Origin of the sequence: Flammeovirga sp. MY04, assembly GCF_001682195.2 — a bacterium.
Lineage (GTDB): Bacteria > Bacteroidota > Bacteroidia > Cytophagales > Flammeovirgaceae > Flammeovirga > Flammeovirga yaeyamensis.
In genome coordinates this window covers 2,625,314-2,644,617 of sequence record NZ_CP003560.2, presented here as the reverse complement: position 1 = coordinate 2,644,617, position 19,304 = coordinate 2,625,314, and the positions used below count along the sequence as shown (strand labels likewise).

16 protein-coding genes are annotated in these 19,304 nt (G+C 34.3%); 9 read left to right on the top strand and 7 right to left on the bottom strand.

Annotation, left to right across the window (positions count from 1 at the left end):
* The first annotated feature begins 91 nt into the window (after positions 1-91).
* Positions 92-577, top strand: coding sequence for a TlpA family protein disulfide reductase (locus MY04_RS10725; protein ID WP_158297654.1), 486 nt, complete (start codon positions 92-94; stop codon positions 575-577).
* A gap of 108 nt (positions 578-685) precedes the next feature.
* Positions 686-1,102 (top strand): secondary thiamine-phosphate synthase enzyme YjbQ, encoded by a 417-nt coding sequence (locus MY04_RS10720; protein ID WP_066209534.1) that lies wholly within the window; start codon positions 686-688, stop codon positions 1,100-1,102.
* Between the two features lies 1 nt (position 1,103).
* Here MY04_RS10720 and MY04_RS10715 read toward each other — a convergent pair whose 3' ends face one another.
* From MY04_RS10715 to MY04_RS10705, 3 genes are all read right to left on the bottom strand, one after another.
* Positions 1,104-2,798, bottom strand: a complete 1,695-nt coding sequence (locus MY04_RS10715) for a hypothetical protein (protein WP_066209532.1) — start codon at positions 2,796-2,798, stop codon at positions 1,104-1,106.
* A gap of 139 nt (positions 2,799-2,937) precedes the next feature.
* Positions 2,938-3,891 carry a YeiH family protein gene (locus MY04_RS10710; RefSeq protein WP_066209530.1) on the bottom strand — a complete coding sequence of 318 codons (954 nt, stop codon included), beginning with the start codon at positions 3,889-3,891 and terminating at the stop codon, positions 2,938-2,940.
* 74 nt (positions 3,892-3,965) lie between these two features.
* On the bottom strand, positions 3,966-4,865 hold the full coding sequence (locus MY04_RS10705; protein ID WP_066209527.1) for a LysR substrate-binding domain-containing protein: 900 nt from the start codon (positions 4,863-4,865) through the stop codon (positions 3,966-3,968).
* 210 nt (positions 4,866-5,075) lie between these two features.
* Here MY04_RS10705 and MY04_RS10700 point away from each other — a divergent pair, with 210 nt between their 5' ends.
* Positions 5,076-5,462 (top strand): arsenate reductase family protein, encoded by a 387-nt coding sequence (locus tag MY04_RS10700; protein WP_066209525.1) that lies wholly within the window; start codon positions 5,076-5,078, stop codon positions 5,460-5,462.
* A 29-nt stretch (positions 5,463-5,491) separates the two neighbouring features.
* The gene (locus MY04_RS10695; RefSeq protein ID WP_066209523.1) at positions 5,492-6,604 is read left to right on the top strand and encodes a DegT/DnrJ/EryC1/StrS family aminotransferase; all 1,113 of its coding nucleotides are present in this window, start codon (positions 5,492-5,494) and stop codon (positions 6,602-6,604) included.
* Here the strand turns inward: MY04_RS10695 and MY04_RS10690 are convergent.
* On the bottom strand, positions 6,601-7,179 hold the full coding sequence (locus MY04_RS10690; RefSeq protein ID WP_158297653.1) for a hypothetical protein: 579 nt from the start codon (positions 7,177-7,179) through the stop codon (positions 6,601-6,603). The two genes, MY04_RS10695 and MY04_RS10690, sit on opposite strands and share 4 nt — an antisense overlap.
* Before the next feature lie 222 nt (positions 7,180-7,401).
* Entirely contained in the window at positions 7,402-9,399 is a 1,998-nt protein-coding gene (locus tag MY04_RS10685; RefSeq protein ID WP_066209519.1) for an alpha-amylase family glycosyl hydrolase, read from the bottom strand.
* Positions 9,400-9,852: 453 nt separating this feature from the next.
* Between MY04_RS10685 and MY04_RS10680 the strand changes: the two genes are divergently transcribed.
* Together MY04_RS10680 and MY04_RS10675 are read left to right on the top strand one after the other, a co-directional pair.
* Positions 9,853-12,273, top strand: a complete 2,421-nt coding sequence (locus MY04_RS10680; protein WP_066209517.1) for an ATP-binding protein — start codon at positions 9,853-9,855, stop codon at positions 12,271-12,273.
* A 90-nt stretch (positions 12,274-12,363) separates the two neighbouring features.
* Positions 12,364-15,309 (top strand): ligand-binding sensor domain-containing protein, encoded by a 2,946-nt coding sequence (locus MY04_RS10675; protein ID WP_066209515.1) that lies wholly within the window; start codon positions 12,364-12,366, stop codon positions 15,307-15,309.
* Here the strand turns inward: MY04_RS10675 and MY04_RS10670 are convergent.
* The gene (locus tag MY04_RS10670; protein WP_066209513.1) at positions 15,293-16,390 is read right to left on the bottom strand and encodes an AMP-binding protein; all 1,098 of its coding nucleotides are present in this window, start codon (positions 16,388-16,390) and stop codon (positions 15,293-15,295) included. The two genes, MY04_RS10675 and MY04_RS10670, sit on opposite strands and share 17 nt — an antisense overlap.
* Before the next feature lie 158 nt (positions 16,391-16,548).
* Between MY04_RS10670 and MY04_RS10665 the strand changes: the two genes are divergently transcribed.
* The 3 genes from MY04_RS10665 (at position 16,549) to MY04_RS10655 (ending at position 18,812) form a co-directional block, all read left to right on the top strand.
* Positions 16,549-18,120: a toxin-antitoxin system YwqK family antitoxin gene (locus MY04_RS10665; RefSeq protein WP_066209511.1), complete on the top strand. Its 1,572-nt coding sequence runs from the start codon at positions 16,549-16,551 to the stop codon at positions 18,118-18,120.
* Positions 18,121-18,127: 7 nt separating this feature from the next.
* On the top strand, positions 18,128-18,436 hold the full coding sequence (locus tag MY04_RS10660) for an RNA-binding S4 domain-containing protein (protein WP_066209509.1): 309 nt from the start codon (positions 18,128-18,130) through the stop codon (positions 18,434-18,436).
* Positions 18,437-18,587: 151 nt separating this feature from the next.
* Positions 18,588-18,812 (top strand): hypothetical protein, encoded by a 225-nt coding sequence (locus MY04_RS10655; RefSeq protein WP_158297652.1) that lies wholly within the window; start codon positions 18,588-18,590, stop codon positions 18,810-18,812.
* Here MY04_RS10655 and MY04_RS10650 read toward each other — a convergent pair.
* Positions 18,809-19,294, bottom strand: coding sequence for a tetratricopeptide repeat protein (locus MY04_RS10650; protein WP_066209504.1), 486 nt, complete (start codon positions 19,292-19,294; stop codon positions 18,809-18,811). The genes MY04_RS10655 and MY04_RS10650 overlap by 4 nt on opposite strands.
* Between the last annotated feature and the right edge of the window lie 10 nt (positions 19,295-19,304).

Here is a 19,304-nt window from a genome sequence, read left to right as displayed (position 1 = left end):
TAGATAAGGAAATGTTTATTTCACATTTATTCAAAAATGTACGATATTTGTTATAACGAAATTCATACATTCTACTTACGTATTAATGATCATGAAAAAACTATTCAGTTGGTCAATATTATTGATCGCAACTTTTGTTCTAAGCAGTAATAACTCACCAAATAAAGACAAAGATAAACTATATATTTTCGAAGACTTAAACGGTAATAAAGTTAACCTTAAAGACTACAAAGGAAAATTAGTATATATTGATGTTTGGGCTTCATGGTGTGGTCCATGCTTAAAAGAAATTCCTTCTTTGCAGAAAATCGAAGAAGAATATAAAGATAAAGATATCGTATTCGTAAGCGTTTCTGCTGATCAAAGTAAAGATGCTTGGAAAAAGATGGTAGAAAAAAAGGAATTGCACGGAAATCAATTTCATTTAGGCGGTAATTATGAATTTACTGACAAATTTCAGATTACTGGCATACCAAGATTTATCCTTTTAGGAAAAGATGGTAAAGTGATTGAAGCCAATGCACCCCGTCCATCTGAGGAAGCACTAAAGATGCTTTTCGAAGAGCAAGGTATCTAGTACAGTGCAAGTACATCCAAAAGACCCACGCCCCACAAAGCGTGGGTCTTTTAGTAAGGTGACTCGCTTACGCCAGTTACAAGTCTAAAGAGAAAAAACAAACAAACCATGGTCATCCAAAAACAAATCCGATTAAGATCCTACCCTAGAGGTTACCATATTGTCACAGAAGAAGTATTCCAACAAATCCCCGAAATAAGAGGTAAATCTGGTATACTTCAAGTTTTCATCCAACACACTTCTGCATCCTTAACGATTAACGAAAATGCAGATCCAGAAGTACGAGAAGATTTTGAAAGTCACTTTAATGTGGTACATCCAGAAAATGCCCCTTATTATAAGCATACCTACGAAGGATCCGACGATATGCCAGCCCATTTAAAAGCATCGACTTTAGGATCGTCTGTAAGTATTCCAATAGGAAACGGTCGACCATTATTAGGCACATGGCAGGGAATTTACCTAGGTGAACATAGAGATAGAGCTTCGGGTAGAAGTTTGGTCATCACATTTATTGGAGAGTAGATTATTTGGTACTTTTATGGTGTTTTTGCCCATGTTTATAAGCTTTTCTTTCATCAGGAGGCAATTGTCCATAAGTACCAATAACAGCTGTTTCTGCCCCAGATAAAATGGTATGTATAATAAAATGTACGACAGATTTATATTCTACTCTTTCAAAATACAGTGGAGCATGTCTACCTCTATTTCCAGGCAGATTTTTATGGTAGACTAAACTATTTGCCGCAAAACCAGTAAGTGATTCTACAAAGTTCGATTTACTATCGTTTTTACCAGTAAGTTTTAACTTTAAGTCTTTATAATAGAAATCAAGATTTCCTCTACCAATTTTGTCATTCATCTTTACATTAAAATTGATATCAATGACCTCACCTTTTTGAAACATGACTCCCATATTAGGATGGGTGAAAGCATTTAGATGATACAATGAAAATGCAGGGATATGACCTTCTCCAGTTAAAAAATGTTCTGATGCAGAATCGGTCAATAAATCGAAAGTCATTTTAGCTTTTTTAGAACCAAATAGCCTGCATTGAAGGTCCAAATGAATATCTTTCTCTAATTCAGTATTAATATTATTGATGTATAGTTGAAGGTCATCAATCTTTAATATTCCAGGCTGTTTAGCGTTTTTACTTTTCTCTTTATAGATCAATTGAGAATGATTTAAAGCAAAACGATCCAACTTAATATCATATTCGCTTGTGCGTAATAAATGATGAGGTAAAGCTTTTACAACTGTAGTGTCCTCCTCATAATTTTTATCCCTATAAATAGTGATTTTGGCTCCGTCCAATATCAACTCATCTAAATTGATTACATTGTGTTTAAAGAGACTATTAGGACTAAAACCATTACCTGATAAAGAGTCCAATACCACAGACATCATGTCCGTTTGTTTACCCACTCTCTTAAAGAATACCTCGGAAGAAGTCTGAGGCTTTAACTCAAACTTTTGAATAGAAAAGGCACTATCTTCATTCGAAACCCAAAGACTATCAAATTTGTACTCATACAACCCACCGTAGGCCTTCATAAAGGTAGGTCCACAGTTATAAACCACTTCATCAATATCAATCAGGTTTTCATCAGTTTCTTCCAAGTGAAAATCGATACCGTTCAATCTCAGATTTTGGGTAGTATGGAAAATGTGCTGATGTTTATTGTCCTTAGTCACAAGGTATCCATTAAAAGTCACCTCCTTAATATTAATCGATGAAATACCCACTTTATTCAAACGCTGTCCTAATATGTCAAACTTTGGAATAGGAGAGTGATGATCTTTGGTAGAAGGTTTATCATCATCCTTTTTCTTCTCTCTGTAGAAATACTGCAAGTTTGGACGAATCAAAGAGAACTCCTTTACTTGTATATTACCTAGAAGAAGTCCACTATACAAATGACTAAATTCGATATCAAGAGTATCAACGGTGGCATTGACCCAGTTTTCATTTTCTGAATCTACATTCGGTAGAATTGTAATACCTGTAGCTTCTAACTTACTTTTCTCCCAATGGATTTTAAAATGCTGAAAATTTACATAGTAACCATCACCTTTTTTACCAATAGCCACTTCCTTGATGGCACTCATAGCAAAATCTTCTAATTGATGATTGGCATATTGAACTCCAAAATAGCCTAAAATAGGAATCCCAATAAGTAAAAGTAATCGGATGTAAAGTTTTCTTTTAGACGCCATTGATGAATTGATGTAACTAAAGTTTTCGAATTATTGATAATAGTAGAAAAATCCCTTTTCGAAACTAAATAAAAAAAAAAGTAAATCTCGAAAAGATCTACTCTAAGTTAAGGGTTATAATTAATATTTTACTATTTGATTAAAACAGATGTATTACTGCAATCAAAGAAACAATAGATATTACACTCCAAAGCGTTAAACCTTGGAAGATAGGTCTGATACCTACTTTTTTAATGCTCTGAACATCCAATGTACATCCAATAGCAAATAAGGCTAATGCTAAACCTTTATGGGCAATAAAATTAAAAACAGGAGCGAACTCATGAATCGCAGGTACAAATGTATTTAGGATCACCGCACCGATAAATCCAAAAATAAAGATCGGCATAGTGCTTAATTTCAATTTTCCAGAAGAACTTACCGCAGCAATTAAAGAGATAGGAACAATCCATAAAGCTCTAGTTAATTTTACTGTTGTAGCCACTTTTAATGCTTCTTCACCAAAAGCCTGACCTGCACCAATTACCGCACTAGTATCGTGAATAGCCAAAGCTGCCCACCATCCAAATTGTGTTTGCGTAAGGTCCATAATGTGTCCAACTATTGGGAAAACAACCAAAGCAACAGCGTTTAAAATAAACACCGTACCCATGGCCACAGAGATCTGTTTCTCATCTGCTTTTAAAGCAGGAGCCATAGCGGCAATTGCACTACCACCACAAATAGCAGTACCCGATGCAATTAATCTGTAAATGGTTTTATCAAGTCCTAATTTCTTACCGATAATTGCACCAAAGCTTAATGTAAGTGCAATCGAGGTAAAAGTAATTAATGATCCTTCTGATCCTGTTTCAATCGCTTCTTTGGCATTCAAACCGAAACCTAAAAATACGACTGACCATTTCAGAAGATTAGAACTTATTTTTTTATTTAATTCTTGATGAGGAATCTTAAAGAAGATCGCAAATAAAATTCCTGAAAATAAAGCAAATACACTATTAGTAAAGGGTAGTAAAGTAATGATCGCTAAAGCAGTATAAATAACTTTATTGATTAATGGATTTTGATTGATTGTAGAAATTATCTTTTTCATCGTATTTTCTTTTGTTTTTCACATTACAAAAGTCAACATTCGATGAGAAAAAATGAATCATTAAAAAGAATGAGTTATAACTTTTTGTTATAATTAAGTAATGCATAGTCCATAAAACGACGTCCAATTCCTATTGATCCACCCTCTTTTATAACAAAATGTAAATCTCTGTTGATTTCCAGGTCATCAATATCTATAATTTGAAGTTGATCACGGTTGAGTTCGTCCAAAACAGAATAAATCGACAAAATAGCATAGTTAGAAGAGGAAGTAACATACCTTTTGATGCTCTCTGTAGTGTCTAAATACATCACAATATTCAATTCATCTTCGTCGATGTTTTTTGATGATAAGGCATTTTCGATAATCTTACGCGTACCACTTCCTTGTTCACGCATCACCAAAGGCTTTTTTCTAAATTGAGCTATCGAAATGCTATTACTTTTTGATGCATTTTTTGAGGAACATACCAATACGAGTTCATCATTTAGAAAGGGAATATACTTTAAGCCACCTCTGTGCGGATCACCTTCAATCATTCCGATATCAATAACATCTTCCAGTAACCAATTTTCTATAGCCTCTGTATTTCCACTTCTAATTTCAACTTTTACATCTTTCACCTTTTGTTGGAAAGTAGCAATCACTGAAGGGATAATGTACTGAGCAATTGTTGTTGAAGCACCAATTCGAATAGTTCCCCCAATATTTTCTTTTAAGGAGTCGATATCAAAATGTAATTGTCGCTCTAAACTGAATATTTTATCACAATATTGTTTTAGAATTTCACCTGCAGAGGTAAGTTGAATCAACATTCCTTTTCTTTCCAATAAAGGCAGACCATATTCTTCCTCCAATGCTCTGACATGTTTTGTTACCGCAGGCTGAGAGATATGTAACGACTCAGCAGCTTTTGTAAAGCTTTGCCTTTGAACAACTTCCGAGAAAACATGTAAGCGAAAATGTGATTTCATGAATTGATATTGATCTTAAAAATTTGTATTTTTGATTAGCTTAAAAAAATGACGATCACTCGTAGATAATCAAGATAATAAAATTGAACGTATTAATGTACTGTTTTATTTATTCAACATCAAGTGATACGATTAAATCAAGACTTGTAAAACCAATTAGCAAGTTGCTGAGCAAATAACACATGAACACTGTCCTAATAACTATCAAATATGACATTATCAGATGAGAACCCAATGAAGACTGTCTTTATATATGACAGCACAAGTACAAGCCAAGTAGTTTTACTAGCAGAGGTAAAAACAAAAACAAAAGTAAAAACAGTGGTGCTAAACCATTCCAATTTAACAGTAAAATTACTAAACGAACTTGTTAGAAAAATGCAATCCGGTGCAGCATGTATGCTGATTAACGAGAACTCACCATGGTATAGATGTTTTAGTAACGACATCAACGAAATGAGTGAATCGGTACTGATACAAACCCTAACAGAGTATCCTTCACTTCTAAAAACACCCATTGTGGTACACGAAGATGAAGTATTAATTGATCCTACCATAGAACATATTTTTGATGTTTATGAGGATATGTATGTATAAAATTGTATCTATGGAGAAATAATTCTCCTATGAACGTACCTTTTTTAACTTTAGAATCACAACAAAAGAAAATCCGCTCGGAAGTAGTACAGAAATTTACTCAAGTATATGATAAAGGAAATTATATAATGGGTGAAGAGTTGACCACTTTCGAGCTTTCTTATGCCCAATTTTCGGGCACAAATTATTGTATTGGCGTAGGAAATGGATACGATGCACTTAAAATTTCATTGTTGGCACTTGATATAAAAGAGGGAGATGAAGTTATTCTACCTGCTTATTCCTTTTACGCCACTTTATTATCGATTCTAGAAGTGAAAGCCATTCCCGTTTTTGTAGATATTGATAAAAAGGATGGGTTGATGGATTTGCATCAATTGGAATCAAAGATGACGAGTAAAACTAAAGCCATCATTGCGGTACATCTTTATGGGCATATGGTCAATATGGATCAACTAATTGATGTTGTCAATAAACATCAGTTGTACCTAATAGAAGACAATGCTCAGGCACAAGGGGCAGAGTGGAGGAACAAAAGATCAGGAAGTTTTGGACATGTAAATGCTACAAGTTTTTATCCGGGGAAAAACCTAGGTGCATTAGGAGATGCTGGAGCGATTACAACGAATGACGAAGACTTGTATAAGAAATGTTTGTCGATAAGAAACTACGGGTCAACGGTTAAATATGTACACAATACCGTAGGTGTCAATTCTCGTTTGGATGAGTTGCAAGCTGGATTCCTTAATATTAAGCTTAAATACCTAGAAAAGTGGAATTTAGAGCGTCAGAACATAGTAGATATGTATTCTGAATTACTTAAAAATGTACGGGATATTTTTCACTTTAGAACTAAAGATGTATGCTTGCCCGCAAATCACTTATTTACAATTCACACTAAGAAAAGGGAGAAGTTAAAAGAATTTTTAAAAGAAAAAGGAGTAGATACATTAATTCATTATCCGATACCTTTACATCTTCAGGAAGGAGTCAACTATTTAGGATATAAAAAAGGCGACTTCCCCATTGCTGAAGAAATCGCCTCTACTACTTTGAGTCTTCCTTTATTTATTGGTATGACCAACGAGCAAGTGAAATATGTCTGCGATCAGATCAAATTATTTTTTGATGTTGCTGATTAAAATCTTTTACCAAAAGTAACACCCAAACTCCAAGAGTCATATACTTGCTCTTTGATGTCGTATTGTAAAGTTGGAGCAATTTCCCATTCACCAGGTAATTCAAACTCTTTCTCTACGACAACTTTACCCACAAAGAAGTTCTTGTTTTTTTCTAATTCTAAACCAGGGCCAACACCTATGTTCCATCCTTTAATTGGAGAATAATAGAGAACTACAGCACCAACATAGGCAAACTCTCTTTCTAAATGTTCCGCCTCTTTGGCTTCGCCACCATGATGACCACCCGTTGCAGGTTCTACCTCTACAACATATTGTGCCATCTCAAGATCGTTCACAAGGCCAATAGAAAATTTCTTATTCAAGCGGTAAGAATAGTCAAATCCAATAGTAGGTACGATTAGCACATCATGATTAATTGCTTGTGGAATAGCAGTGTAACCCATGTAAAAAGCGATTTTACTTCTTCCTTTTTTCTCGTGATGTTGTTCTGTTTCATGATGCTCTTGTGCATATGATGGAAGCTGAACCAACATCATAAAGCCAGCAAGGAGGCTAATCAAGTTTATCTTTTTCATAATCAGTTTAGTTTAAAATAACACACTACACATCTTCGCAAAGTCGCTATTTTTAAGGATATTTTAAGTAAATGAAAATGAATGAATGTTATAAAATTGAAATAAACCGAATACATATTATCGTTCAAATAGAAAGAAAAATACTACCTAATTGTACCTTAATGACATAAAAAAGCCACTTGTAGTGAATACAAGTGGCTTTATATTTAATTTAAAAATTGATTAAATCAATTTTCTAATCTCCATAATAATGCACTGCCCTGGCTGTAATTTGCCAGACACCCAGTTGTCGACGAATTCATATTCTTTTTGCTCAGCAAAGTCCCAGTATTTACCATTGTTGGTACCAGGAATATTTAAATAGAAATCTTGTTCGTTTTTATAATCTGTATTGGCAACCACCAAAACAGTATGTTCAGGATGCCAAGGGTCGAAACGTTCAAAACCAATGACACTTTCGTAAGAAGTATCTGGATAGTGTATGGTCATCGAGTTTTCATTACCTCTCAGGTGTTCACTATTCAGCATCCAACCGAAACGATCATAAATAGAATTGATGTACTTAATATGACCAATAAGGTTGTGATCGTTGTTCCATCTTAAGGCAGATTTAAAGAACAACGGTAAACGTTGGTTACTGTAGTAATCTGTTTCTGACTGAAGGAAATTCAAACCTGTATTTACAGGCCACTCTTCCAACAATTCGAATCCTTGATGAATAAACGGAATAGAGTTAGGTAAGAACTTGTTCAATACATAACTTACTCGAGAATGAGGTTCACCACCTCTCATCATAGCACGTGGAGTGTTATGAGTTTCCGGCGTTCCGTAATATGGTAGTGCAAGGTAATCGTTAGAATCTTGTACAATTCTTTGGATACCTGCTCTCTTTTCTCTTGAAGTAACCCTCCATTCGTGACCCAATACCGCATTAAATCCGGCATCTCTACTTTTCTGAGTAACATCAAAGTTTTCCTCGCAGAAAGCAAAGTCATTATCGTTTTGTCTTGCCTTGTTGATGATCTCTTCCATTAATGGTTGAGGTAAGGCGTGACCCATATCGATCATTACACCATCAATACCAAATTGTTGGTAATGAGGAATAACACCACTAATCTTATCCCAAAGCGGGCGATTTACATGGTTAGGTTGTGCCAATTCTGGATTATAATAGCGTATAGTATCATAAGCGATATAATTATAATCGTTTGGCTGATGATCGTACGGGAAATCATACATCCTTAGGTAAGTCACATCCGACCATGCTGGCTGAATATCATCAGGTGGCCAGTCCGCAAAAGCACCAGGGATAATTAACTCACCTTCGTCTGTGTAAGCGACAAATTTGCCATTTTCGACCTTGATTTGTTCAGGACGAGGTGGTTTTTTAAATAACGATCTATATTCTTGACTAGGGGCAAAGTGGAATCCTCCACCCTTAGGAATTTTCTTAATTTCAGCGAGTTCGTTGGCAGGGAACTCAGGAGAATGATATTCGTGTGCACGGTTTCTATCGATCCAATAGAACCACTCTGGATTTGTAGTCACCCAATCTCCCCCAAGTGAAGAAGTTCTTAGTACAAATTCCATAATCACACGCATTCCCATCATGTGGGCTGCTTCAACAAATGCCTCAAATTGTTCCTCAACAGTAAAAGGAATCAAAGGATCTGCCAAATTAGGATCTATTTGATACTGATCTTTGATAGCATATGGAGAACCAAGGTCACCACGGTTGCCATCTTCACCTATGCTTGTAATAGGTAACATATAGACCGTATCACAGCCTAAGTTTTTGATATATTTTAATAAAGTGATACACTTTAAGAGCGTACCTGTTTCTCTAAAACCATTGTCGCTAGAAGTAATATCCATACGATGTCCAGAACCTACATGACCATCATTATCATGATCATAAGCAGTGGTTAATCGAGGAAATAAATTATAGAAACTTGAGAAATAGGTCCAATCGCCTCCTTTGCCATGAACTTGGCTTCTAAGTTTAGATAATGAATGATTATAATTTACATTACTATCAGTTGGGGAGGTTATTTCTTTAATAGCGTTTTTAAAGAATGTCATTGGGTTGGTTTCTACCGGAGTAGATGCACCTTGTTCTTGACCAAGCCACAATGAAGGAACAAAATAGCTTCTTGTTTCTTTAGCTTCATTTGCTTCTAAGTACTCAAGAATTTTGAGCAATTTAGATTCTTTTTTCATACTTACTTTACAAGACGTTTATAAAAGGGAGTCGAACTTATCAACTTAACTTAGGTTTAAAATACGATCTTTTTATTGAATAAGATACCCTATTTTATAATGTTTTTGTTAACATTTGATTGCAACGCGTTTCGATACTAAAAAATATTTATAATTTTATGTTCACTAGTATTATACTGTTTGTATAATGTTTTTTTTCTACTTTTGTGTAGTCAAAATTTTGGATATAAATATAGAGAAGTATCAACTTATGTGATCTACGAATTTCTCTTTTCACTGAATCAGAAACGTCGTATTGATAAACGATTAAATGTGTAGGAATTATCAATCATTAAACTTTACTAAAATATTAACCTATTATGTTGAATTGGTTTATTAGATTAATAATTTTGGGGGTCATGTAATGATGAGTAAAATTATACTTCTTGATTAAATTTTTTGTAGTATTTTAAATTGAGTCCACAAGCCAGATCTATATGGAGTGTTATCGCTTTAACCACCTTTAGTTTTTTGATTATTGGGTTTAAAGTGTTTGAGAACGGAGGTAGTCAGTCTAAAAAGCTTGCTTTTGAAGTAACAAAAGAAAGAGCAGTTAGATATGGCGAATCTATCGAATCCCGTCTTCAAACACTATTATCCGAAATGAGACTGATGGGTAATACCATGCAAATTATTGGTGAGAAGAAGGTAGAGACCGACAATATCATGTTAGGCTTACTTGATAATACTATCTCGCATTACAGCAATATCGAATATTTATGGTTGGTTTTATTAGACAGCAATAATTCCGACTCTACCATATACAATCCTATTTTTTACGATAAAGAAACGATTGATGCCAAGGATCCTAATAAGGTAAATCATGAAATCGTTTTGGAAGAAATGGATTGGAACAACTTCTTTTTGAAGAAGAGAATTCTTTCTTCGAGTGAGTCGTTTGTGACTTTACCTAAGCACATCAAAAAAAGTAAAGAAAAGAATGCATTTGCAGTACATGTGGTATTGCCTATTTTTGATGATAACCAAAAAATAGTGGGTGCTGTTGGAACTGCTATTCGTCTAAAATTCTTTCAAAATTTTATTAGTGAAAACGATCAAAAAGATAACCGTTATATGTGCATTGCGGCACCAAACGGTCAGATTGTTGGTTCGATGGACCCGAAAGATATTGGACAAAATGATGGTATCCCTCCTTATTTATTTGCTTCTCTAAGGAATGATCAGAAAGTATCTAGAATCGTGGAGAGTGAAAATGGAGATGACAGCTATTATGAAATGCTTTTTCCTATAAAAATTCAAGGGATGACAGAACCTTGGGTAATTACTACTCGAGTACCGTTGAGTACGGTATTAAAAAGCTCAATTCAATCGAGAAACTTTACTTTGGCTTTAGTTTTCTTACTGTGGGTAATTATTACCACATCATTGGGCTTTATGTCTACGAAATGGAAAAATGAATTAAAGCAGAGAAAAATTGTAGCGGAGGAATATAAAAAGATCAACGAATTACTGCGAAATATTTTAGACAACTCGGATCATATCATGATGTATACCCTAGATCGTGATAAACGATTGTTGAGTTGGAATAATAAGTTTATGAAAATCACCGAAATGCTTACAGGCAAAAGATTGCAGAAAGGTGATTATCTGATGGATATATATGAAGAAATTAGAGAAGATAATAAACATATCTTCTTAGATGATTATTTCGATAGATGTATTCGTGGGGAAGATCTAGTGGTTGTCGATCAGTTTAAGGGGTATTATTTCGAACAGTTCTTTAATCCATTTAGAAATACGCAAGGAAGCATTATTGGGGTAACCAGTTTCTTAGTAGACGTTACAGAACTTAAGGATGCTCAAAAGCAATTAGAAGTACATAAAAACCATCTAGAGTTATTGGTAGAGAAACGTACGAAGCATATCGAAAGACAAAATGATGCTTTACGTACACAATCTGATAAATTAAGAATTGCACACGACGAAATTCGTGAACGAAACCACGAAATTCAAAGTAAAAACGAGGCACTAAGTAATTCACTTCAAGAGACGGAATCAACTTTATTGAAGTTGAAAGAAATGCAGGATCAGTTAGTAAGTTCCGAAAAATTAGCTTCTATAGGTCAGTTAACTGCAGGCATCGCTCATGAGATTAATAACCCAATTAATTTCGTAGCCAATAACGTAATGCCGTTAAAAGATGATATAGAGGACTTAACTGTGGCATTTAAAGAACTCACCAAGCATGTAGAAGAAAATGTAGTGGAGGAAATTGAAGAAGAGTACGAAATCTCTTTTGTTATAGATGAAATCAATGATCTTCTGAAAGGAATCGAAGAAGGTGCTAACAGAACCACTCAAATTGTGATGGATCTTAAAACCTTTGCCAGAATGGATTCGGCTCACTTTGTAGAAGCGAATTTGGAAGAGGGTATAGATACCTCATTGGGATTATTAAATAACAAACTAAAAAACAGAGTCGAAGTACATAAAGAATATGAAGGTATTCCTTTGGTGAACTGTAACGAGAGTAAAGTCAACCAAGTGTTTATGAACATCCTGAACAATGCCGAACAAGCGATTGAAGGGGAAGGGAATCTTTACATTAAAACATGGAGTAAAAACGACTTTGTTTATATCAGAATTAAAGATGATGGAAAAGGAATGGACCAAGAAACGATTAATAAAATCTTCGATCCGTTCTTTACTACTAAGCCAGTAGGTCTAGGTACAGGATTAGGTATGTCTATTTCTTTTGGTATTATTCAAGACCATAATGGAGATATTAAAGTCACTTCTGCAGTTGGTAAAGGAACCTCTTTTACAATTTCATTACCCATTAAGAGATCACATAATTTAGAAGAGGTGCAATAATATTTGTCCTTTCGAAAAGTTATTCACAAATTACTATCCCTTTGTGAATGACTTAAACATTTGTGAACAACCTATCAATTAACCATCTACATGAAAAGCAAAATTCTAATTATTGTGAGTATTTTTTTCTTTTTGATCCCAAAATCAAAAAGTTATTCACAATTACGTGAATATGTTTTCTATCCTGTGGAAGGAGGACTCATCTCAGAACAATTAAAATCTATCTCACATTCTGATAATGGATTCATTTGGGGGGCTACCGATAATGGTTTAATGAAGTTTGATGGGACAACGACTACTTTTATACATTCTGAATTACCCAGTCATTATATCAAATCATTAAGCAGGGGAAAAGATCACTCTATCTTTGTGATTCATGATTTAGGAGTAGGTAAGATTACTTCAAAAGGCAATCAGTACGAGATCAATCAAATCATAGATGGATCTGCAACCCTTCTGCCCAATACACTTTATTATCCCAAAAGTATTTATGAGGTAAATAAAAATGAATATTGGATTGGAGAAACTTCCACTGTAGTTCATTATGTCAATAATAAAATTCACCGTTACACATTATCGGGACAATCTCAATCTCCGCATTATGTCCGTTCCGTTCTTTTTGAAGTAGACGGATATGATAGAACATGGATGTTTGGGTATAATGTAGGTGTTTTTCAGTTTGATAAAGAAAACGATCGCCTAAAAAAAGTGACGCTACCATTACTGTTGCATAATATCGCTTACACTGAAAAGGTCGGTTTCAAAACTTTTCTAATTGGTGCCAAAGAAGGTGTTTTCGAGATGAAAGTGAATAGAGAAGGGCAAGTCACTTCTTGGAAATTAATATGTGATATAAAAGATGTATCTACCGTTTGTCGAATTGATGAGGAATTAATTGTTGTAGGTACTTGGAATAACGGGGTATATGCTGTAGATCTAACAAATAATACAGCCAAAAAGAGAAAGTTATATTTAAATGGTATCGAAGATATCATAGACTTGGAAAAGGTAGAAGGACAAGGTATTTGGGTGAGTAGTACCGAAAATATTGGGCTCCTAAAGGAAGTACCTTTTCAGTCGATTGATATTGTAGACAAACACAAAATTATTGAATCGGCAAAAGAGGTTACTAAAGGTAAAGTACTTATTTCTTTGGGCGATAGTATTCGACAATTAGAGTGGATGGATAATGATTGGCAACAGACTTTTGTGTATCAATGTCCAGAAAGATCGAGGGTGTTTTCTATTTATAATAAAGAACTATATATAGGAACCTACGATGGACATATCTTTTCTTCTCCATTAAATCAAAATGCCTTTTTAAAGGTGGATAAGGTCAATGCTAGAGGATCAATTATCTCTATGTTTGTGGATGAAGAGAATCATTTATGGGCGGCTGCAGAATACGATCAGGGACTTATCAAATTAAATGGTAAAGAAGTAAGTAGTGTCCAAAAAGACTTTCTGAAGAGTACCTTTGTGATTAAAGGAAACGAAAGTGAGACCTTTTATTTAGGAGGGAAAAAGAAACATCAAACACTATCAAAATTTAATTATAAAACCCAAGATTTTGAAAAAATCAATTTACACTTTCCAAGAGAAGTAAATCAAGATCTTACAGTCAACGATCTTCTAATAACAAAACAAGAAGTTTATTTGGCCACTACTGATGGTTGTTTTTATTTTTCAAAATCAGATAAATCAAAAGAAATTGTATTGAGGGAGTTATGGTACGAAGGTTTAAATAGAAATACGCCTTACAAAGCCATAGAACAAACACCTGACAATGCTATTTGGTTGGCGAGTTACAATAGTATTATTCGATTGAAAGATGCAAAGGTTCAATATTTTGATAAAACTTATGGATTGCCATCAAATGCTATAAAAGTGCAAGGGTTGGAATCAGATTCTGAAGGGAGATTATGGATAGCTTCGGAAAAAGGATTGGTGGTGAGTGAGACCTCGGATTTGCTTCAAAGAAAAACCAAAATACCTGATATCCGACTGTTCACTATCGAAAATAAAGAGGAGCGTTTGTGGACCAACGATCAATTGATATTGCCTTATAAAAGCAACATCAAAATTAAGTATGATATACAGGAATTTCCTTCCAATAATGTAAAATATCAGTTCCGAATTAAGTCGGCAGATTCCTTGTGGACTTTACCATCTAAAGTAGATGAGTTATCCATGCTGTCCTTAAACAATGGCGATTATGAATTAGAGGTTAAAGCTCAGCAAATGGGAAGGTTACTGAGCGATACCGCTAGGTTAAAATTCAGGGTAATCACTCCATTTTATAAAAAGACTTGGTTTTTTGTTTTACTCATTGTTGTAGTGGCTGCTTTGATCGTCGTACTCATTCAAAGGTATTTTAAGAACCTCAAAGAAAAAGGGAAGCGTTTAGAGTATTTGGTAGAGATGAGGGCAAAAGAGATTGCCACTCAAAGAACCAAGATCATGGAACAACAACAGGAGATCTACAAAAAGAAACAAATGATCTTCGAAGCTGAAAAGTTTATTGCAGAAGCAGAACTTAAAAACACTCAGTTAAAAGCAGAACAATTATCCGATTTGCTCGAAGAAAGAAATAAAAACCTAACGGTGGTGACTCTTAATATTGTAGAGAAAAACAACTTTATGGAGAGTTTGAGAAAGCAATTAAAAGAGGTAGAGAAAACAAGTCCCGATTTAAAAAAGGTATTAAAACCTGTGCATCATACGCTGGACCAAAGTGAGAAAACCGATAAAGATTGGGAAGAGTTTCAGCATTATTTTGATGGAGTGCATAAAGACTTTAATATCAAGTTAAAAGAAGCACATCCTGCTTTAACCTCACACGATTTAAGACACTGTTCATTGATTCGATTAAACTTAAGTTTAATTGAATGTGCCAATCTATTAGGGATTTCTCAAGATAGTTTGAAAACATCAAGATACCGCTTGAAGAAAAAACTTGAGTTGGCAGCTGATCAAAACTTACAGGATTACATCTTAGGTTTTAATGTAGGTTCTAAATCTACTGCTGCTCAATAAACTTTTGAATAGTGGCTTTCCTTCTGATTTTCATGGTATCCGTTTTCTCAAAATTGGATAATGAAACAACATTTCTTGGCACTTCATACTTGTCTAAAGGCTTTTTGACGATATCAAGAAGCTGATCAATTTCTGTTTGCTTTAAGGTAATCCCTTCAATAAAAATAGTTACTTCTTCTCCCAAGTTCTCATTGGGTAGACCTCCCACAAACATTAAAATATTCTGATAACCTATCTTTTTTAGACCTTCGTTGATACTTTTCTCTACTTTTTCTGCTTGCACTTTTACCCCTCCACTGTTGATGATATTGTCTGCTCTTCCAAGCCATTCAAAAGTAGTATCGTTAATTAAACGTACCACATCGTTAGTTTGCAGTTTGACATCATTACTCATTGGACCTTGAACCCATAAACACTTACGATCGTCTTGTCCAATAACTACATTCGGAAGCGTATGGAAAAACGAATCCGCTTGCTGATGAATTTTCTTTAAAGCAACATGTGATACCGTTTCTGTCATACCATAGGTATGATAAACATCTGTATTCGAAAGTTCTTGTTTGATACGTTTTTCTAGGCTTTCTGTAATCGGAGCACCTCCAATAATTAACTTCTTGGTCTGTAAAAAGGCAGGGTGATCACCCGCACAATCTAAAGAAAACTGCACCTGAATGGGTGCCATTGCGATAAAATCAAATGCTTTGGGCAAAAGATGTTCTCTAAAAGGTGCAGAACATGGTGGAACGATGGTCGCATTTATGTTGTGTTCCATGCATCTTACCAACATCATTTTACCAGCAATATAATTGGTGTTTAGGCATACAAGTGCGTGGTCGTTGGCTTTTAAACCAAGAAATTCAACTGTTGCATCTGCACTGCTTTTCATTTGTGTTCTAAGAATCTGAATTTCTTTTGGAGTGCCGGTCGACCCCGAAGATTGTAAGCTAAAAGTTTCTGTTTGATTTAACCACTCAAAGCAAAAAAGTAATATCGGATCTATCAAATCATCTCCTTCCAATTGGAAGTTTCCTTGTTGTATTTCTGCAAATGAATAGGTGTTATTTTTAATATGTAAGTTCATTTTTCACTTAAATTAAGTTAGGAAACGTAGAGATGTTTGTTATACTAGGAATGATAATTGATCTTTGAAGAAGTAATGAGGTTAATCCTCTCTTAAATCCACTATCAGTATAGTAATTTGACTTAATGATCCATAGATTTTTGAATCCATACAAACTTATGAAGTACCTAAAATATAAAAAGAATTTTATCTATATTTTTTGTTTAATTTTTGTAATTCCTTTTGGTGTAAACGGTCAGTCGAAAGAACGTACACTCATCAAAACGTATTACGATGATTGGGCGGGAATCGTTGCAGAAGAGTTTTATGTATTGGATGGAGATTCGAACAGAATAGACGGAGAATACAAACGCTACTTTCCAGGATCAGATAATCTGATAGTAAAATCGAATTACAAAGACGGGGAGTTGAATGGCGATTTTTATGAGTTTTTTGAAAATGGTCGAGTACACTTCAAAGCTAAATATAAAAATGGCCTGAAGCAGGGGGAATATGTTTCCTTTTATGTAGAAGGAGCGAAAAAGACAGTGGCACATTTTAAACAAGATAAAATGGTGGGCACTATGAAAAAGTTCTTTCCTAATGGAACTGTTCAGATCGAACATAATATCAGTAAAAACTATTGGAAAGAATATTACCCTTCTGGCAAGTTGATGAATGAATCAGAAATGTTGGGAGAGGTAAGAAATGGAGTGACGAAAGTATACGATCAAGAAGGAAACCTCAAGCAGAAAGGCACCTATAAAGAAGGTAAAATTGATGGAAAATATTATACGTACTTTCCAAAATCGACTACCGTTCAAAAAGAAAGTGATTTTGTGGATGGTAAACTAGAAGGTGAATCGAAAGAATTTTATACCTCTGGAGTTTTAAAACAAGTGATTCCCTTTGAGAATAACATTGAACACGGTTTGAGATTAGAATATTATGAGAGTGGTCAACTGATGTCAGAAAACCGAATTGTGAAGGGAAGAACCACAGGAAACTATAAAAACTATTATGAAGATGGTCAGTTGAAGTCTGAAATGATCACTGCTTTAGGAAAGGAACAAAAAGGCGTCTTCAGAGAGTTTTCTGAAAAAGGAATCTTATTGAAAGAAGGACACATGCAACAAGGAAAAATGCATGGAATTACAAAAGGATTTTATGATGATGGCGCTTTAAAACAAGTCTTTAATTATCAAAAAGGGATTAAAAAGGGAGTTCAGAAGCAATATTATACCGATGGGGAAACGTTAAAGGTCGAAGAAGTATTTGCTAAAAATGCTACAGAGAATACAGTGAAAGAATACTTTGAAAATGGCAAAGTAAAAGAGGAAGGCAAGATGATTAAAAAGTTGAAAAATGGCCCTTGGAAAACATATTATGCTAATGGCAAGTTAAAAACTATGAAGTCGTTTACTGGAGGTTTTGAGGAAGGTGAAAGCCTAATCTATAATAAAGAGGGTGTTTTAATGACCAAAGAACGTTACCGTAAAGGTCGTTTAGTGGGCATTCATTTAGAATATTATGATGATGGCCGTACTGTTTTAATGGAAGTTCCATATGATAAAGGGTATATTTATGGAGAAGTGAAGAAATTCTACAGAAACGGTCAGATTCGTGAAATTGGAAAACAATACAAAGATAAAAAATTGGATACTTGGAAATATTTTGATGAAAACGGAATATTAGAAAAGGAAGAGATCTATAATAAAGGGACTCTTTTAGAAGTGAAGTATCCGAACTAAATAATATATGAGAGTAGATAAATACCTTTGGTGTGTTAGGGTGTTTAAAACCCGCACAGTAGCTACAGATGCTTGTAAAAAAGAAGAAGTATTATTGAATGGCAACGTTCCAAAGCCGTCTCAGAAAATTGCGGTAGGTGACGTTGTAGAGGTGAAAAAGGATCCTATATGGAGGAAATACAAAGTATTGAACCTTATAGAGAAGAGAGTAGGAGCTTCTTTGGTGGCTGATAATATTCAAGAAATCACATCTAAAGAAGAATTAGGTAAGCTGAAAGAGTATATCGACGAAAAAAGATTTTACTTGAGAAAGTAATTTATAGAATGATCAAAAAAAGAGATAGAATTAACATCCTATCTCTTTTTTTTATTTACATTTATTTATAAATTGTAGGTACTTCATTAACCCTTATATATATCTAACATTCTGTTACTTTATGGAAAATCTCCACATTATATTGTTACTCATGTATCTCGCTATCGGTATAGCCGTTTGGTCATTTTATCAAACCTTTTTTCAAAGAGATGATATAGACGATTCTGCACTAAATAACGACGACGATGATAACGATAATAATGGTGGATGGCCTGTTTCTCCTAATGATCCGGATTTAGATCTTCCGCCAGGTATTTTTATTTTACCACCGGGGGCACCCGATCCAAGTAAGAAAGACCAACAATTATTGGTTTAATTCTTTCTAAGATTGCGACGTATACTTTTGGCCTGTAAACTTAAACCTTCCTTATTCGGGACAATTTTAAGTAATTTCTCGATATGCTTCAACGATAATTTTTCTAATTTTAATTCTCTATATATAGTACACAAACCTGAGTGTGCAGCAAAATGACGAGGTTCTAATTCTAGTACCTTTTTTAAATCATCCATCGCTTTTTTGTATTCTCCTCTCATATAATAACAAATGGCCCTTTTGTTATATACTTCAGAATGATCTTTATTGAAAATTAATGCATGAGAAAACGTAGCAATAGCATCGTTGAAACGTTCTTTAGCTATTTGTTCCGTACCTAAACTAAAAACATCTGTCATAAACGGATCATCCGATCTTTGCCAAATCTGTAAAATTGAATTTTCAAGATCAGTTATTATATTTTTGTCAGTAGCTTCTTTTAATTGTGTAAATAAAACATCTACCTCAGTTGTATATTCTTTCATAGTGGTATGT

What these genes read in the sequence shown, in the direction of transcription:
- MY04_RS10725 (WP_158297654.1), top strand. Translation starts at nt 92, where the DNA reads ATGAAAAAACTATTCAGTTGGTCAATATTATTGATCGCAACTTTTGTT.
- MY04_RS10720 (WP_066209534.1), top strand. Translation starts at nt 686, where the DNA reads ATGGTCATCCAAAAACAAATCCGATTAAGATCCTACCCTAGAGGTTAC.
- MY04_RS10715 (WP_066209532.1), bottom strand. Translation starts at nt 2,798, where the DNA reads ATGGCGTCTAAAAGAAAACTTTACATCCGATTACTTTTACTTATTGGG.
- MY04_RS10710 (WP_066209530.1), bottom strand. Translation starts at nt 3,891, where the DNA reads ATGAAAAAGATAATTTCTACAATCAATCAAAATCCATTAATCAATAAA.
- MY04_RS10705 (WP_066209527.1), bottom strand. Translation starts at nt 4,865, where the DNA reads ATGAAATCACATTTTCGCTTACATGTTTTCTCGGAAGTTGTTCAAAGG.
- MY04_RS10700 (WP_066209525.1), top strand. Translation starts at nt 5,076, where the DNA reads ATGACATTATCAGATGAGAACCCAATGAAGACTGTCTTTATATATGAC.
- MY04_RS10695 (WP_066209523.1), top strand. Translation starts at nt 5,492, where the DNA reads ATGAACGTACCTTTTTTAACTTTAGAATCACAACAAAAGAAAATCCGC.
- MY04_RS10690 (WP_158297653.1), bottom strand. Translation starts at nt 7,179, where the DNA reads ATGAAAAAGATAAACTTGATTAGCCTCCTTGCTGGCTTTATGATGTTG.
- MY04_RS10685 (WP_066209519.1), bottom strand. Translation starts at nt 9,399, where the DNA reads ATGAAAAAAGAATCTAAATTGCTCAAAATTCTTGAGTACTTAGAAGCA.
- MY04_RS10675 (WP_066209515.1), top strand. Translation starts at nt 12,364, where the DNA reads ATGAAAAGCAAAATTCTAATTATTGTGAGTATTTTTTTCTTTTTGATC.
- MY04_RS10670 (WP_066209513.1), bottom strand. Translation starts at nt 16,390, where the DNA reads ATGAACTTACATATTAAAAATAACACCTATTCATTTGCAGAAATACAA.
- MY04_RS10665 (WP_066209511.1), top strand. Translation starts at nt 16,549, where the DNA reads ATGAAGTACCTAAAATATAAAAAGAATTTTATCTATATTTTTTGTTTA.
- MY04_RS10660 (WP_066209509.1), top strand. Translation starts at nt 18,128, where the DNA reads ATGAGAGTAGATAAATACCTTTGGTGTGTTAGGGTGTTTAAAACCCGC.
- MY04_RS10655 (WP_158297652.1), top strand. Translation starts at nt 18,588, where the DNA reads ATGTATCTCGCTATCGGTATAGCCGTTTGGTCATTTTATCAAACCTTT.
- MY04_RS10650 (WP_066209504.1), bottom strand. Translation starts at nt 19,294, where the DNA reads ATGAAAGAATATACAACTGAGGTAGATGTTTTATTTACACAATTAAAA.